Source organism: Leifsonia sp. ALI-44-B (assembly GCF_001984125.1).
GTDB lineage: Bacteria > Actinomycetota > Actinomycetes > Actinomycetales > Microbacteriaceae > Okibacterium.
Genome location: NZ_MTQL01000006.1, coordinates 372,605 through 388,377, shown reverse-complemented (window position 1 = coordinate 388,377; position 15,773 = coordinate 372,605). Strand labels below are relative to the sequence as shown.

The 15,773-nt window shown below is 67.7% G+C and carries 17 protein-coding genes; all 17 read left to right on the top strand.

Annotation, left to right across the window (positions count from 1 at the left end; genetic code table 11):
* The first annotated feature begins 48 nt into the window (after positions 1-48).
* The 17 genes from rpsD to ALI44B_RS02780 all read left to right on the top strand — a co-directional run bounded on the left by rpsD (position 49) and on the right by ALI44B_RS02780 (position 15,772).
* Positions 49-678, top strand: coding sequence for a 30S ribosomal protein S4 (gene rpsD, locus ALI44B_RS02860; RefSeq protein WP_077053235.1), 630 nt, complete (start codon positions 49-51; stop codon positions 676-678).
* Between the two features lie 206 nt (positions 679-884).
* A complete protein-coding gene (locus ALI44B_RS02855; RefSeq protein ID WP_077053234.1) occupies positions 885-1,118 on the top strand; it encodes a hypothetical protein in 234 nt (77 codons plus the stop codon).
* Between the two features lie 75 nt (positions 1,119-1,193).
* On the top strand, positions 1,194-3,851 hold the full coding sequence (gene alaS, locus ALI44B_RS02850; protein ID WP_077053233.1) for an alanine--tRNA ligase: 2,658 nt from the start codon (positions 1,194-1,196) through the stop codon (positions 3,849-3,851).
* A gap of 3 nt (positions 3,852-3,854) precedes the next feature.
* Entirely contained in the window at positions 3,855-4,346 is a 492-nt protein-coding gene (gene ruvX, locus ALI44B_RS02845; RefSeq protein WP_179100195.1) for a Holliday junction resolvase RuvX, read from the top strand.
* Positions 4,339-6,237, top strand: a complete 1,899-nt coding sequence (gene mltG, locus ALI44B_RS02840) for an endolytic transglycosylase MltG (protein ID WP_238592022.1) — start codon at positions 4,339-4,341, stop codon at positions 6,235-6,237. Before ruvX ends, mltG begins: the two co-directional genes overlap by 8 nt.
* The gene (locus tag ALI44B_RS02835; RefSeq protein WP_083709452.1) at positions 6,227-7,150 is read left to right on the top strand and encodes a shikimate dehydrogenase; all 924 of its coding nucleotides are present in this window, start codon (positions 6,227-6,229) and stop codon (positions 7,148-7,150) included. Before mltG ends, ALI44B_RS02835 begins: the two co-directional genes overlap by 11 nt.
* Before the next feature lie 83 nt (positions 7,151-7,233).
* Positions 7,234-8,568 carry a chorismate synthase gene (gene aroC / locus ALI44B_RS02830; RefSeq protein WP_083709450.1) on the top strand — a complete coding sequence of 445 codons (1,335 nt, stop codon included), beginning with the start codon at positions 7,234-7,236 and terminating at the stop codon, positions 8,566-8,568.
* Between the two features lie 5 nt (positions 8,569-8,573).
* Positions 8,574-9,083, top strand: coding sequence for a shikimate kinase (locus ALI44B_RS02825; protein ID WP_353615660.1), 510 nt, complete (start codon positions 8,574-8,576; stop codon positions 9,081-9,083).
* Entirely contained in the window at positions 9,080-10,291 is a 1,212-nt protein-coding gene (aroB, locus tag ALI44B_RS02820; RefSeq protein WP_083709449.1) for a 3-dehydroquinate synthase, read from the top strand. The genes ALI44B_RS02825 and aroB overlap by 4 nt, the downstream gene beginning before the upstream one ends.
* Positions 10,292-10,311: 20 nt before the next feature.
* On the top strand, positions 10,312-10,785 hold the full coding sequence (locus tag ALI44B_RS02815; protein ID WP_077053232.1) for a type II 3-dehydroquinate dehydratase: 474 nt from the start codon (positions 10,312-10,314) through the stop codon (positions 10,783-10,785).
* A 99-nt stretch (positions 10,786-10,884) separates the two neighbouring features.
* On the top strand, positions 10,885-11,448 hold the full coding sequence (gene efp, locus ALI44B_RS02810) for an elongation factor P (RefSeq protein ID WP_077053231.1): 564 nt from the start codon (positions 10,885-10,887) through the stop codon (positions 11,446-11,448).
* Positions 11,448-11,867, top strand: coding sequence for a transcription antitermination factor NusB (gene nusB, locus ALI44B_RS02805; RefSeq protein ID WP_077053230.1), 420 nt, complete (start codon positions 11,448-11,450; stop codon positions 11,865-11,867). The genes efp and nusB overlap by 1 nt, the downstream gene beginning before the upstream one ends.
* A 36-nt stretch (positions 11,868-11,903) precedes the next feature.
* Positions 11,904-12,287 (top strand): VOC family protein, encoded by a 384-nt coding sequence (locus ALI44B_RS02800; RefSeq protein WP_077053229.1) that lies wholly within the window; start codon positions 11,904-11,906, stop codon positions 12,285-12,287.
* Positions 12,288-12,356: 69 nt separating this feature from the next.
* Positions 12,357-12,896: a bifunctional pyr operon transcriptional regulator/uracil phosphoribosyltransferase PyrR gene (pyrR, locus tag ALI44B_RS02795; RefSeq protein WP_077053228.1), complete on the top strand. Its 540-nt coding sequence runs from the start codon at positions 12,357-12,359 to the stop codon at positions 12,894-12,896.
* Positions 12,893-13,849 carry an aspartate carbamoyltransferase catalytic subunit gene (locus ALI44B_RS02790; RefSeq protein WP_077053227.1) on the top strand — a complete coding sequence of 319 codons (957 nt, stop codon included), beginning with the start codon at positions 12,893-12,895 and terminating at the stop codon, positions 13,847-13,849. Before pyrR ends, ALI44B_RS02790 begins: the two co-directional genes overlap by 4 nt.
* Before the next feature lie 5 nt (positions 13,850-13,854).
* Positions 13,855-15,246, top strand: a complete 1,392-nt coding sequence (locus ALI44B_RS02785; protein ID WP_077053226.1) for a dihydroorotase — start codon at positions 13,855-13,857, stop codon at positions 15,244-15,246.
* Complete coding sequence (locus tag ALI44B_RS02780; protein WP_083709447.1) at positions 15,239-15,772, top strand: PH-like domain-containing protein; 534 nt, start codon at positions 15,239-15,241, stop codon at positions 15,770-15,772. The genes ALI44B_RS02785 and ALI44B_RS02780 overlap by 8 nt, the downstream gene beginning before the upstream one ends.
* The last annotated feature ends 1 nt before the right edge of the window (position 15,773 follow it).

Below are 15,773 nucleotides of genomic sequence, written 5' to 3'. Positions count from 1 at the left end.
GCCGAGCGGCGCTGACATCCACTCTTCAGAATTCCACGAAAGGAAACCGTGTCTACCAAGTCACGTACCCGTAGCAAGACCCGCCTGTCGCGGTCGCTCGGTATCGCCCTCACCCCGAAGGCAGCGAAGTACCTCGAGAAGCGTCCCTACGCTCCCGGTGAGCACGGCCGCACCAAGCGCAAGGCCGACTCCGACTACGCCGTTCGTCTGCGCGAGAAGCAGCGTCTGCGCGCCCAGTACGGCATCCGCGAGAAGCAGCTCAAGATCGCGTTCCAGGAAGCTCGTCGCGCCGACGGCCTGACCGGTGAAAACCTGGTCGAGCTGCTCGAGATGCGTCTCGACGCTGTCATCCTGCGCGCCGGTTTCGCCCGCTCCACCTCGCAGGCTCGCCAGCTCGTCGTGCACCGTCACATCCTCGTCGACGGCCAGCTCGTCGACCGCCCGTCCTTCCGCGTGAAGCCGGGTCAGCTCGTGCACGTCAAGGAGCGCAGCGAAGGCCTCGAGCCCTTCCAGGTCGCAGCCGCCGGCGGTCACGCCGAGGTTCTGCCCAAGGTTCCGGGTTACCTCGAGGTCGAGCTCGACAAGCTCCAGGCGCGACTCGTTCGTCGCCCGAAGCGTGCCGAAGTTCCCGTCACGTGTGAAGTTCAGCTCGTCGTCGAGTACTACGCCGCGCGCTAGTCCGACACAGAGTTCAGCCCGAAGGGGGTCACGGTTCGTCCGTGGCCCCCTTCGGCGTTCCCGCCCGAGACAACGGGCCTGCAGATCGTTCTTCACAGTCGGATTAAGAGTGTTTTCTCCCGGGTCCCTGTGCCGACGGGATGGGCGGGAAGCATCCGGCTAGGATTGTCAGGCTGTCCCTGATCGTCGACTCTGAGGAGAAACGCATGAAGAACGTCTTCTGGCTGATCGTGGGCGTTGGTGCCGGTTTCGTGGTCGCCCACGAGATCAACAAGAGCCAACGTGGTCGCGACTTCTTCGAAGACGTCGACTCCCGCATCCGCGAGTTCACCGAGACGATCGGCGACGCCTACAAAGAACGCGAAGCCGAGCTCAAAGAACGCATCGACACCATCGTCGACGAGGCGCAAGAGACCCTCGACGAGCTTCGCAAAAACTAAGCGTCAACCGCGGTGCCGGCCGATCGTCCCCATCGGCCAAAGGCACGCCCCCATCCGCACCACCTGAACGGAATCATGAAAACAGCAGACATTCGTCAGCGCTGGCTCGACTTCTTCGGCGAGCGTTCGCACACAGTCGTCCCCTCGGCCTCCCTCGTCAGCGACGACCCCACCCTCCTGTTCACGGTGGCCGGCATGGTGCCGTTCGTGCCCTACCTCACCGGCCTGGTGCCCGCGCCCTACCCGCGCGCGACGAGCGTGCAGAAGTGCATCCGCACGAGTGACATCGAAGAGGTCGGCAAGACCCCGCGTCACGGCACGTTCTTCCAAATGAACGGCAACTTCTCCTTCGGCGACTACTTCAAAGAAGGCGCCATCGGCTACGCGTGGGAGCTGCTCACGTCGTCCGAGTCCGACGGCGGCTACGGCTTCGACCCCAAAGACCTGTGGGTCACGGTCTACAAAGACGACGACGAAGCGATCTCGCTGTGGAAGAAGATCGCCGGTTTGCCCGACGAGCGCATCCAGCGCCTCGGCGCCGACACCAACTATTGGTCGACGGGTCAAGCCGGCCCCGCCGGGCCCTGCTCCGAGATCTTCTTCGACCGCGGCCCCGCTTACGGCCGCGACGGTGGCCCGGCAACGGATGACGACCGGTACGTCGAGATCTGGAACCTCGTGTTCATGCAGTACCTCGTCGACAACGTGCAGAGCAAGACAGACTTCCGCATCGTCAGCGAGCTGCCCAAGAAGAACATCGACACCGGCATGGGTCTCGAGCGCGTCGCTTTCCTCAAGCAGGGCGTCGAGAACATGTACGAGATCGACCAGGTCCGCCCGGTTCTCGATCGCGCCGCCGATCTGAGCGGCCGTCGCTATGGCGCCGACCACGGCGACGACATCCGCATGCGCGTCATCGCCGATCACGTGCGCTCGTCGCTCATGCTCATGAGCGATGGAGTGACGCCGTCGAACGAGGGCCGCGGTTACATCCTCCGCCGCCTCATGCGGCGCACGGTGCGCGCCATGCGCCTGCTGGGCGTCGACACCGCGACGTTCCCCGAGCTGTTCGACGCGTCGCGTCAGGCCATGATGGCCGCCTACCCCGAGGTCGACACCGACTTCTCGCGCATCTCGCAGGTCGCCTACGGCGAAGAGGAGACGTTCCTCCGCACGCTCGCCAGCGGCACGACCATCCTCGACTTGGCCGTCGACAAAACAAAGCAGACGGGCGCGCAGACGCTGCCCGGCAATACCGCCTTCCTGCTGCACGACACCTACGGTTTCCCCATCGACCTCACGCTCGAGATCGCTCAGGAAGCGGGCTTCACGGTCGACCGTACGTCGTTCGACAGCCTGATGAGCGAGCAGCGTCAGCGCGCGAAAGCCGACGCCAAGTCGAAGAAGACGGCTCTGGCCGACCTCTCCGTCTATGGCGCCTTCCGCGCTCACGGCGAGACGACGTTCACGGGTTACACCGAACTGCAGACCGAGTCGCGCGTACTCGGGCTCATCGTCGACGGCGAATCCGTGCAGAAGGCCCAAGCCGGTGACATCGCCGAGGTCATCCTCGCCGAGACGTCGCTGTACGCCGAGTCGGGCGGCCAGGACGCCGACCAGGGCCTCATCGTGGGCGCCGGGTTCGAACTCGAGGTGCTCGACGTGCAGAAGCCAATCAAGGGGCTCATCAGCCACAAGGTGCAGGTCACGTTCGGCGAGGTCGGTGTCGACGATGTCGCCACGAGCGTCGTCGACCCGAACTACCGCCGCGGCGCACGACAGGCGCACTCGGGCACCCACCTCATCCACGCCGCTCTGCGTCAGGTCCTCGGCCCCAACGCCCACCAGTCGGGCTCATACAACAAGGCCGGTTACCTGCGACTCGACTTCTCGTGGAACCAGGCGCTCTCGCCCGAGACCCGCAGCGAGATCGAAGAGATCTCGAACAACGCCGTGCGCGACAACCTCGAGGTCGTCACGCGAGAGTTGCCCATCGACGAGGCGAAATCCCTCGGCGCCATGGCTCTGTTCGGCGAGAAATACGGCGACGTCGTTCGCGTCGTCGACATCGGCGGGCCCTGGTCGCGCGAATTGTGCGCGGGAACCCACGTCGAGCGAAGCTCCGAGATCGGTTTGATCAGCCTCGTCAGCGAGTCGTCGGTGGGTTCCACCAACCGTCGCGTCGAGTCCCTCGTCGGCCTGGAAGCGTTCCGCGACCTGGCTGCCGAGCGTGCACTCGTCAACGAGCTCACGTCATCGCTCAAGACGCCCCGCGAGCAGCTCCCCGACAAGATCGCCGAACTCGTCGCCAACCTCAAGCAGGCCGAGAAGAAGATCCAGGCCTTCGAATCGCAGGCGCTCAGCCAGCGCGTGCCGCAGCTCGTCGAGTCGGCGGCACGCATCGGTCAGACCCTCGTCGTAGCTCAGAACGCCGGCGCGGTCGGTTCGCAAGACGACCTCCGCCAGCTGGCCACGAGTGTGCGTGAGCGTCTCGGCAGCGATGCGGCCCTCGCGGCCATCGCGGGCGACGTCAACGGGCGTCCCGTGGTGATCGTCGCCACCAACCAAGCCGCGCGCGACGCCGGGATCAAGGCCGGCGTGCTCGCTAAGACCGCGGCTCAGGTTCTCGGCGGCGGCGGTGGCGGCAAGGACGATCTGGCACAGGGTGGCGGGTCCGACGTATCGGCCATCGACGCAGCGCTCACCGCCATCACCGACCAGGTGGCTCGTTAGCGAATGACCGAGGTTCGGCAGGGCATCCGCATCGGCGTCGATGTGGGCAAAGTGCGCATCGGGGTCGCCCAGAGCGACAGATTCGCCATGCTCGCGACGCCCGTCGAAACGGTGGCTCGTGCGGGTGACGGCGGTTCCGACATACAGCGCATCATGGCCATCGCCGACGAGGCGGATGCCCTCGAACTCGTCGTCGGACTACCACTGTCGCTCTCGGGCACCCACACGGCGTCCACGGCCGACGCACTCGAGTTCGCCGCCCGACTCGCCGCGGCAAGCCCGCGGCCGGTTCGGCTGGTCGACGAGCGCCTCTCGACGGTGTCCGCGCACTCGGCGCTCCGGGTTTCAGGAAAGAGCCAGAAGTCGAGCCGTAAGATTGTCGATCAAGTCGCAGCGGTCATCATTTTGCAACACGCCCTCGACGCTGAGCGCGGTGGTGGCACGCCGCCCGGCGTGATCGTCGCCCCGAACGAAGGACCCCCCATTCGTGGCTGAGAAACCCGACTCTCAAGACCCGTTCCATCACATCTTCGGTAATTCCGACAGCGCTTCCCCCTCGGGCGCCGCGGGATCGAAACGCGAGCTGTCTCGGCGCGAACGCCGTGAGGCAGCCGAGCGGGCCGAGGCCGAACGCGAGACATCGGCTGACACCGACCGTTCGAATGATGCGGAACGACGCCGTCGCGACGAAGCGGCGCGCGCCGAGGCTGCAGCAGAAATCCGCGCGCGGTCCGGGCGCGAGAATGAAGCCGTTCGGGCGCGCGTATCAGAGAAGCAAGCGGCCGCTCCGAACGACGGTGGGCGAACGCAGCGCCAGAGCTCCGACGAGCGCCTGCAGCGTGAGGAACGATCCCGCCGCGCTCAGGCCGAAGATCGCCGGGCGCGAGCCGAGGCCGATGCGGAAGCCGCCGCCGCCGAGCAGGCATCACCCGTTTCAGCGCGCCGGGCCGCGACGCACGGCTCGATGCCGAGCGTAACGCCGCGCGACGCGGAGGCCTCGGGACGGCCCGCTTCCGAGACGAGCGCTGGCCGACCCGACCGGACCGCAGGCAAAGACGCCTCGTCGGCCGCATCCTCCGACCAGAAGGCGGATCGCGCAGGGGATGTCTCCGCGGATGGCGCCGCCAATGACTCTTCAGACACCACCAAGCGTCACGACCCCTCCGACGCCGAGTGGTTGCGCGTCATCACCGGCGCGGTCGACACCACACCGGGCGACGAGCCGGCCGCCGCCGGCTCCGCTGCCTCGACCTCCTCGCGCTCGGATCGCCGTCGCTCGACGCACCTCGAATACGACCAGCACGAGAAGAAGAGCCGCAAAGGTCTCATCGCCGGCATCGTCATCGTGGTCGTGCTCGCCCTCATCGTCGGTGGAGGCGTCTACGCCTGGAACGCCATCGTGCCCGGCATTACCTCGATCTTCGCCACGAACGAGCCCGACGACTACGAAGGGTCCGGTAGCGGCGAAGTCCTCGTCACCATCATCTCGGGCGACAACGGCTCTGACATCGCGAAGACACTCAAAGACGAGGGCGTCATCGCATCCCAGGACGCGTTCTACCAGCTTCTGCTGGCCCAGGCCGACGCGCCCGTGTTCCAGCCCGGCACCTATGCCCTGGCCAAGAAGATGAGCGCGCAAGCAGCACTGGATGCCCTGCAAGACCCGGCGTCGAAGCAGGCGAACGGTTTCGTCATCCCCGAGGGCACCGCCATGAAGGATGCGTTCGACCTCATCTCGTCGGGCACCGGCGTCTCCGTCGACGACCTCAACGCTGCCGCGGCCGATACGGCCTCGTTCGGGCTTCCCGCCGAGGCGAAGACGCTCGAAGGTTTCCTGTTCCCGGCGACCTACGAGTTCGAACCGAACACCCCGGCGCACGACATCCTCAAGCGCCTCGTCGACCGCATGTACGAGGCGCTGGACAAGGCCGGGGTCGCGCCCGAGAACCGCTGGAAGACCGTCGTGCTCGCGGCGCTCGTGCAGCGCGAGGCCGGACTGCGCGACGACTACCCGAAGGTCGCTCGCGTGTTCCTCAACCGGTCTGACCCGGCGCTCTGGCCGAGCGGCCTGCTGCAGTCCGACGCGACGGTTGCATACGGCACCGGAAACACGCACCTCGTCACGACGACCGACGCCGAACGGGCCGACGCCAACAACCCGTACAACACCTACGTGCACCCCGGCATGGTCATCGGCCCGATCTCGAACCCCGGCGACATCGCCATCGACGCGGCCGTGCACCCGGCCGACGGCTCGTGGCTGTACTTCGTCACCTGGAACCTCGAAACCGGCGAGACCGTCTTCTCGAACACGCTCGAAGAGCACGAGGCCGGCGTGCGCAAGTGGCAGCAGTGGATGAAGGACAACCCCGACTATGGCGGGTAGCGAGACGGCCGACGCCGGCGTCGCCTCGTCGGCCACCGCGACCGGGGGAGCCTCATCGGACTCTCGCCGACTCGCCGTGTTCGGATCGCCCATCGAGCACTCGAAATCGCCCGATTTGCACGTCGCGGCCTATCGCGCGCTGGGCCTGGATTGGATCTACGACCGGCGCCAGGTCGAGGTCGCACAGCTCGCCGATGTCGTCTCGGCCCTCGGGTCCGAGTGGCGCGGGCTCTCGCTCACCATGCCCCTCAAGCAGCAGGCGTTCACGCTGTCCGACACGCTCGACCGCACAGCGCAGGTCACGGGGGCCGTCAACACGTTGCTGCTCGACGACGCGCCCGACCGCCGCATCCACGGGTTCAACACCGATGTCGCGGGCATCGTCGGCGCACTGCGCGACGCGGGAACGTCGAGCGTCGGCCACGGACTCGTCCTGGGCGCCGGCGCGACCGCCGCCTCCGCACTGGCCGCGCTGGCACAACTGGGCGCGCGTGACGTCACGGTGGCCGCGCGCTCGGCGCAGCGAGCCGAGCCGCTCCACGACGTCGCCGACGAACTCGGTGTGGCGCTCCGCGTGCGCGAACTCCCGACAGGCTGGGCTGACCTCGAGGATGTGGATGCCGTCATCTCGACGCTTCCGGGCACGGCCTCGCTCGAGCATCCACTGCCCGACGAGCTGATCGCCCGCTCGACACTGCTCGACGTCGCCTACGACCCCTGGCCGAGTGTGCTCGGACAACAGTGGGCCGCGCACGGCAGCCGCGCAGCCAGCGGGCTCGACATGCTCGTGCACCAGGCCCTCGTCCAGGTGCGCATCTTCGTGCTCGGCGATCCCCTCGCCGTGCTGCCCGACGAAGCCGCCATCCTCAGCGCGATGTTCGCCGCCGTCGGCATCTCGCGCCCCGCGACGTAGGGAGAGCCCGCGACAACGGGAACGGGCCGCATCGGAGCCGTCATCTGCGAGGGCACGCCCAGCGGATGTGGAAGGATGGAACAATGCTTCGTTGGCTCACCGCAGGCGAGTCCCATGGCCCAGAACTCGTTGCCATCATCGAGGGTCTGCCTGCCGGGATTCCCGTATCACTCGACTCCATCCGCGCCGATCTCGCCCGCCGCAAACTCGGCTACGGGCGCGGCTCGCGCATGAAGTTCGAAGAGGACCAGCTCACCATCTCGGGCGGCGTGCGCCACGGTGAAAGCCTCGGCAGCCCCATCGCCCTGCGCATCGGCAACACCGAATGGCCCAAATGGGTCGAGGTCATGAGCCCCGAAAAAGTCGAGGCCACCGAGACATCTCGCGGCCGCAACGCGCCGCTCACGCGCCCGCGCCCCGGCCACGCCGACCTGGTGGGCATGCAGAAGTACGGTTTCGACGAGGCCCGGCCCATCCTCGAGCGCGCCAGCGCCCGCGAAACGGCCGCGCGCGTCGCCCTGGGCGCCGTCGCCCGCTCCTTCCTGGGCGAACTCGGCATCGAGCTCGTCAGCCACACGCTTTCGATCGGGCCCGTTCGCGTGCCCGAAGGCTCCGCTCTGCCGAAGCCGTCCGATGTCGACGCGCTCGACGCCGACCCGCTGCGCTGCTTCGACGCCGCCACGAGCGCGCGCATGGTTTCCGAGGTCGACGACGCCAAGCACACGGGTGACACGCTGGGCGGTGTCGTCGAGGTGCTCGCCTACAACCTTCCCCCCGGGCTGGGCTCGCACGTGCACTGGGACCGCCGCCTCGACGGCCAGCTGGCCCAGGCGCTCATGGGCATCCAGGCCATCAAGGGCGTCGAGATCGGCGACGGTTTCCTCACCACCACGCGCCGCGGCAGCGAAGCCCACGACGAGCTGTTCCAGATCGGCGACGAGATCCTGCGCTCGAGCGATAAAGCGGGTGGCACCGAGGGCGGCATGTCGACCGGCACCGTTCTGCGCGTGCGCGCCGGCATGAAGCCCATCGCCACGGTTCCGCACTCGCTCCGCACGGTGGATGTCGCAACCGGCGAGGCAGCGGGCGCGCACCACCAGCGTTCCGACGTGTGCGCCGTGCCCGCCGCGGGTGTCGTGGCCGAGGCCATGGTGGCGCTCGTCCTCGCGAACTCGGTGCTCGAGAAGTTCGGTGGCGACTCCATCGAGGAGACGCGCCGCAATCTGAAGGCCTACCTGGCCGCCATCCCCGCCGAACTTCGCACCGGACAGGACGCCACCGTCGCACCGCCGAGCGACTGGGGAACGACCCCGAGCACCGATAACGACTACGGCAACGACATCAGCACTGACGTCGCCACCGGCCACGACAGCGACATCGACAACAACAGCGGCGCTGAGACCCGCGCCGGAGCGTAGGGATCGTGGCCGAGCATCCGCCGCTCCCGGTCGTGCTCATCGGGCCGATGGGAAGCGGCAAGACGAAGGTCGGACGTCGGGTCGCCCGCACGCTGGGCGTTCCGTTCGTCGACACCGACAAACGCGTCGTGGCCCAGCACGGCCCGATCACGGACATCTTCCGCGAGCACGGCGAAGAGTACTTCCGCCGCCTGGAGCGCGAGGCCGTAAGCCAGGCCCTGACTGAGAAGGCGGTCGTCTCACTCGGAGGGGGAGCCATCCTCGATGAGGACACCCAAAACGATCTGCGCCAGCATCCCGTCGTCCTGTTGACCGTGACGGCCGAAGCCGTCGCAGCCCGCATCACGACCGACGCCCGGCCCCTGCTCGCCGACGGCATCGAGAACTGGCAACGCATCTACGACGAACGCGCCCACATCTACGAGTCGCTCGCAAGCGTCACATTCGACACATCGACCGGCCCGATCATGCAGATCGCCGATCGCATCGCCACCTGGGCGAAGGAGAAAGCATGAGCACCACCGATAACGGCACCGACAACGGCACGGCCGACAGCACGGGAGGCGCCTCCGGCGCAACTGGCGCCACAGGCACCACCGACACGACCGGCGCCTCCGGTACATCTGGCACAACTGGCGCCACTGCCACCACCGGCACGACCGTGATCGAGGTGCCGGGAACGACCCCGTACCCGATCCGCATCGGCCGCGCCATCCTGGGCGACCTGCCCATCGACCTCGGCGACGCCGTGCGCAAGGTGCTCATCGTGCACACTCCCACGGTCGGCGCGAAGGCCGAGAAGTTGCGCGCCGAGCTCAGCGAACACTACGAGGTTCTGCTCGCCGAGGTCCCCGACGCCGAGGGCGCTAAACGCGTCGAGGTGGCCGCCTTCTGCTGGCAGATCCTCGGCCAGGCCGACTTCGCCCGCACCGACGCCGTCATCGGCTTCGGGGGAGGAGCGGTCACCGACCTCGCCGGCTTCGTCGCCGCCACCTGGCTGCGCGGCGTGCGCCTCATCCAGATCCCCACCACCGTACTCGGCATGGTCGACGCCTCCATCGGCGGCAAGACCGGCATCAACACCAACGAGGGCAAGAACCTGGTCGGGTCGTTCTACGCCCCCGCCGCCGTCCTCGCCGACCTCGACCTGCTCGACAGCCTGCCGAAGAACGAGATCCTCGCCGGGTTCGCCGAGGTGGTCAAGGCCGGTTTCATCGCCGAGACCGAGATCCTCGACATCGTCGAAGCGGATGTCGACCGCGCCACCGATCCGTCCACTCCCGAGTTTCGTCGCGTCATCGAGCTGGCCATCGGCCTGAAGGCGCGCGTCGTCGGCGAGGACTTCCGCGAGGCCGGCCTCCGAGAAATACTCAACTACGGCCACACCCTCGGCCACGCCGTCGAGCACGCCGAGCGCTATCAGTGGCGGCACGGCGCGGCCGTCGGCGTCGGCATGATGTTCGCCGCCGAGCTCTCGCGCTTGGCTGGTCGCCTCTCCGACGAGGCCGTCGACCGCCACCGCCGCATCCTCGATTCGCTGTCCCTCCCGCATGAATACCCGGCCGGTCGCTGGCCCACCCTCCTCGCCACCATGAAGAAGGACAAGAAGGTGCGCTCGGGCATGCTGCGCTTCATCGTGTTGGACGAGATCGGCAAACCGACGGTGCTCACGAGCCCCGACACCTCGCTGCTCTTCGCCGCGTACCAAGAGATCGCGTCGTGAGCGGCGCTACGCTGACAGGCATGACCGACCGCATCCTGGTTCTCAACGGCCCCAACCTCGGGCGCCTGGGCTCGCGTGAACCCGACGTCTACGGTTCGGCCGACCTTGAGTCGCTCCGCGCGGCGCTGACTGAGGACGCAGCACGGGCGGCGGGCGCAACCGGGGGCGCCGACACATCGACTCCCGTGTCGATCGACCTCCGCCAAACCGACGACGAGTCCGAGCTCATCCACTGGTTGCACGAGGCCGTCGACACGCGCACCCCCGTCATCCTCAACCCCGCGGCGTTCACGCACTACAGCTACGGGCTTCGAGATGCCGCGGCCCAGCTGCACACGGCCGACATCCCGCTCGTCGAGGTGCACATCTCGAACCCCCACGCGCGCGAACGCTTCCGCCACACGAGCGTCATCTCGGGCGTGGCCACGGGCGTCATCGCGGGCTTCGGCTTCGGCTCCTACCGCCTCGCCCTGCACTACCTGCTGACGCGCTAGACGGCGCTCCATTGGCCGCGAAACCCGTCTGCCGCTAAACTCGAACGTCGGGCATCGCGGATGCCTCCTCCACACCTCACGAACGGACACCAAAACCCCATGGCATCTACCGCTGACATCAAGAACGGCGTGGTCCTGAACATCGACGGCCAGCTGTGGAACGTCATCGAGTTCCAGCACGTGAAGCCGGGCAAGGGCGGCGCCTTCGTGCGCACCAAGATGAAGAACGTCATGACCGGCAAGGTCGTCGACAAGACCTACAACGCGGGCACCAAGATCGACATCGAGAACGTCGACCGCCGCGAATACAGCTACCTCTACAACGACGGCGACAACTACGTCTTCATGGACGCGACTGACTACGACCAGATCAACGTTCCCGCAGCCGTCGTCGGCGATGCCGCCAACTTCCTGCTCGAGAACCAGACGGTCACCATCGCGCTCAACAACGGCAACCCGCTGTACGTCGACCTGCCCGCCTCCGTCGTGCTCGAGATCACGTACACCGAGCCCGGCCTGCAGGGCGACCGTTCGACCGGCGGCACCAAGCCCGCCACCGTCGAGACCGGCTACCAGATCCAGGTGCCGCTCTTCGTCGAGCAGAACACCAAGGTCAAGGTCGACACCCGAACCGGTGACTACCTGGGTCGCGTCAGCGACTAGTGAGCGCCCGCACTAAGGCCCGCAAACGGGCCATCGATATCCTCTATGTCGCCGATCTGCGCGAGATGGACTTCGCCGACGCCCTGCAAGAAGAAGCCAAACGCGCGGCCAGCGAGCCGCAGCGCGAAGCATCCTGGCTCTACGCCCGCGACATCGTCGACGGCGTGATTGACAACCGCGATGAAATCGACGAGCAGATCGAGAGCTACGCGCAGGGCTGGACTCTGCAGCGCATGCCCACGCTCGACCGCGCCATCCTGCGCATGGGCGTCTGGGAGATCCTCTTCAATGACGAGGTTCCCACCGCCGTCGCCATCGATGAGGCCGTCGAGGCGGCCAAGACGCTGTCGACCGACGACTCGGCCGGGTTCATCAACGGCCTGCTGGCCAAGATCGCCCAGTCGAACGCCGCCATCTAGGCCGTTAGATCACGTCCGCATGACACTGAGGCGCTCATGAAACTCAAACGCGTCCACCACATCGCGATCATCGCGAGCGACTACGAGGTCTCGAAAGCCTGGTATCAGCGCGTGCTCGGCTGCGAACTCCTCACCGAGGTGTATCGCGCCGAGCGCGACAGCTGGATGGGCGACCTCGCCCTGAACGGCGAGTACCTCATCGAGCTGTTCTCGTTCCCGAACGCCCCGGTGCGTCCGAGCCCCGAAGCCCAGGGCCTGCGCCACCTCGCGTTCGCGGTCGACGACGTCGAGGCCTGCCGCGCCGAACTCGTCGAGCAGCAGGTGCGCGTCGAAGAGGTGCGCATCGACCCGCACACGAGCCGCAAGATGCTCTTCTTCTTTGACCCGGATGGCCTGCCGCTCGAGTTGTACGAGGCGTGATCCTGCTAGGCTGAGTCTCACTATCGGCAACCTTTAACACCGTCCAGAGAGGCGGAGAAGGGAGTCTGAATGAGCGCGCGAACCGTGCTTCACCAGGCTGACATCGCCCGGGCGTTGACTCGCATCTCACACGAGATCCTCGAGTCCAACCGCGGCGCAGACGATCTCGTCATTCTCGGCATTCCCACCCGCGGCGTCCTCCTCGCCGAGCGCGTCGCCGGGCTCGTGAGCCAGATCTCGGGCCAGGACATCCCATTCGGAGCCCTCGACGTCACGCTCTACCGCGACGACCTCGGCCGGCATCCCACGCGAAACCCGCAGCCCAGCCGCATCCCCGCCGGGGGAGTGGACGGCAAGACCGTCGTCCTCGTCGACGACGTCCTCTTCTCGGGCCGCACCATTCGCGCGGCGCTCGACGCCCTCGGCGATTACGGCCGGCCACGCGTTGTGCGCCTCGCCGCGCTGATCGACCGCGGCCACCGCGAGCTGCCCATCCGGCCCGACTTCGTGGGCAAGAACCTGCCGAGCGCCCTCGACGAGCGCATCAACGTGCGGCTCACCGAGCTCGACGGCGACGAATACGTGTCGATCGAGGGGGCCGACGCATGAGGCACCTGCTCTCGACCCGCGATCTCGATCGCGGCGCCGCCATCCGCCTGCTCGACATCGCCGAAGACATGGCCGACACGCAGCTGCGCGAGGTCAAGAAGCTGCCCACGCTGCGCGGCAAGACGGTCGTCAACCTCTTCTTCGAGGACTCGACGCGCACGCGCATCTCGTTCGAGGCGGCCGCCAAGCGCCTCTCGGCCGACGTCATCAACTTCAGCGCCAAGGGTTCGAGCGTGTCGAAGGGCGAGAGCCTGAAGGACACCGCCCAGACGCTGCAGGCCATCGGCGCCGACGCCGTCGTGATCCGCCACGGCGCCTCGGGTGCACCGCGCACTCTCGCCAACAGCGGATGGATCGACGCGGGCGTTCTGAACGCCGGTGACGGCACGCACGAGCACCCGACGCAGGCCCTGCTCGATGCCTTCACGATCCGCCGCCGCCTGCGCGCGGGGGTATCGCGCGGCGCCGGGCTCGACGGCGTGAAGGTCACGATCGTCGGCGACATCCTGCACTCGCGCGTGGCCCGCTCGAACGTGTGGCTGCTCGACACCCTCGGCGCCGAGGTCACGTTGGTGGCCCCGCCGACTCTGCTGCCCGTCGACCTCGCGGCCTGGCCTGCCCGCATCCTCTACGACCTCGACGTGGCCATCGACGAGGGCCGACCCGATGTCGTCATGATGCTCCGCATCCAGACCGAACGCATGCGCGACGCGTTCTTCCCCAACCCGCGCGAATACTCCCGCCGCTGGGGCCTCGACGATGAGCGTCTCGCGCGTCTCGGGCCGGATAGCATTGTGATGCACCCCGGCCCGATGAACCGAGGCCTCGAGATCTCGTCTCGCGCCGCCGATTCGGCGATGTCCACGGTGCGCGAACAGGTCTCGAACGGCGTCTCCGTGCGAATGGCGGCGCTCTACCTACTGCTCTCGGGTAACACGGAGGAAGGATCATGAGCCGGATGACCGATGTCTCCCTGATCGAAGGCGCAACGCTCGCGGATGGTTCGCGCTCCGACATCCTGATCGCCGATGGTGTGATTCGTGAGCTCGGTTCGGGTCTCAGCGCCCCGGCCGGAGCGACGCGTATCGACGCCGACGGGTTGCTCGCTCTGCCCGGGCTCGTCGACCTGCACACGCATCTGCGCGAGCCCGGCTACGAGCAATCCGAAACCGTTCTAACGGGCACGCGCGCTGCTGCGGCCGGCGGGTTCACGACCGTCTTCGCCATGGCCAACACCTCGCCCGTTGCCGACACGGCCGGCGTCGTGGAACAAGAGCTGAGCCTGGGCCTCGATTCGGGATTCGCGCGCGTGCAGCCCATCGGCGCCGTCACGGTGGGCCTGAAGGGCGAGCGCCTGGCCGAGCTGGGCGCCATGGCCTCCTCACGCGCGTCAGTGCGCGTCTTCTCCGACGACGGGTTCTGCGTCTCCGACCCGCTGCTCATGCGGCGCGCCCTCGAATACGTCAAGGCGTTCGACGGCGTCATCGCCCAGCACGCGCAAGAGCCGCGCCTCACCGAGGGCGCCCAGATGAACGAGGGTGCGCTCTCGGGCGAGCTCGGGCTCGCCGGCTGGCCCGCGGTCGCCGAAGAATCGATCATCGCGCGCGACGTGCTGCTGGCCGAACACGTGGGCTCGCGCCTGCACGTCTGCCACGTGTCGACGGCCGGTTCGGTCGACGTCATCCGCTGGGCGAAGGCTCGCGGCATCCCCGTCACGGCCGAGGTCACGCCCCACCACCTGCTGCTCACCGAAGACCTGGTTCGTGACTACGACTCGCGTTTCAAGGTCAACCCGCCCCTGCGTCGGCGCGAAGACGTCGAGGCGCTGCGCCAGGCTCTGGCCGACGGCACCATCGACATCGTCGCCACCGACCACGCGCCGCACCCCGTCGAGGCGAAGGACTGCGAGTGGGATGCCGCGGCCAACGGCATGGTGGGCCTCGAGTCCGCGCTCTCCGTCGTACACGAGGCCATGGTCGAGACGGGCCTGATCGGCTGGGCGGATGTCGCACGCATCCTGTCGCAGACGCCCGCTCACATCGGCCGCATCGGCGGCTACGACCGCGGCATCGCCGTCGGAGCCCCGGCCAACCTCGCGCTCTACGACACGTCGGCCCGCCGCGCATTCGGCACCGACGACCTCGCGGGCAAGTCGAGCAACACACCCTACGCGGGTATCGACCTGCCGGGGCGCGTGCTGCACACCTTCCATGACGGTTATGCCACGGTCACCGATGGACGCGTGCTCGATTCGGCCGTCGTGGCTGAAAAGGCACGGGCGTTCCGGGCCGCCGGAGCCGCCGAGGCAGCCGGAGCCGCCGACGCAGCCGGGGGAGGCGCCCGTGGATAGCCGCCTCATCCCCGGCATCTTCGTCGTCGCATTCCTGGCGCTGCTGCTCGGCGCCATGGTGTGGGCGTGGCGCGGGCGACGACGCAGGGATGCCGCGATCCCGGCCCTGCCCGCCGCACCCGAGTCGCTGCATCCCATCCTCACCGCCGACGTCTTCTACGTCGCCACGTCGCGCGCCGGCCAACCCCTCGAGCGGCTGGCGTTACCCGGCCTCGGGTTCCGCGCCCGAGCCGAGCTCATCGTCGCGACTGAGGGTCTGCTGGTGCAGATCCCGGGGGAGCACCCCGTGTTCATCCCCGCCGGCCGGATCGCCGACGCATCGACGGCCACCTGGACCATCGACCGCGTGGTCGAGTCCGACGGGCTCATCCGCGTGCGCTGGTCGACCGGCATCCCCACCCCCGACTTCGCCGAGAGCTATCTCCGGCTGATCGAATCCCCCCGACAAACCGAAGTGCTCGAAGCCATCCGACGCCTCGGTACCGCTGGAACGGCCCCCGCCGCTCCCAGCACGAAGGAGAACTGAC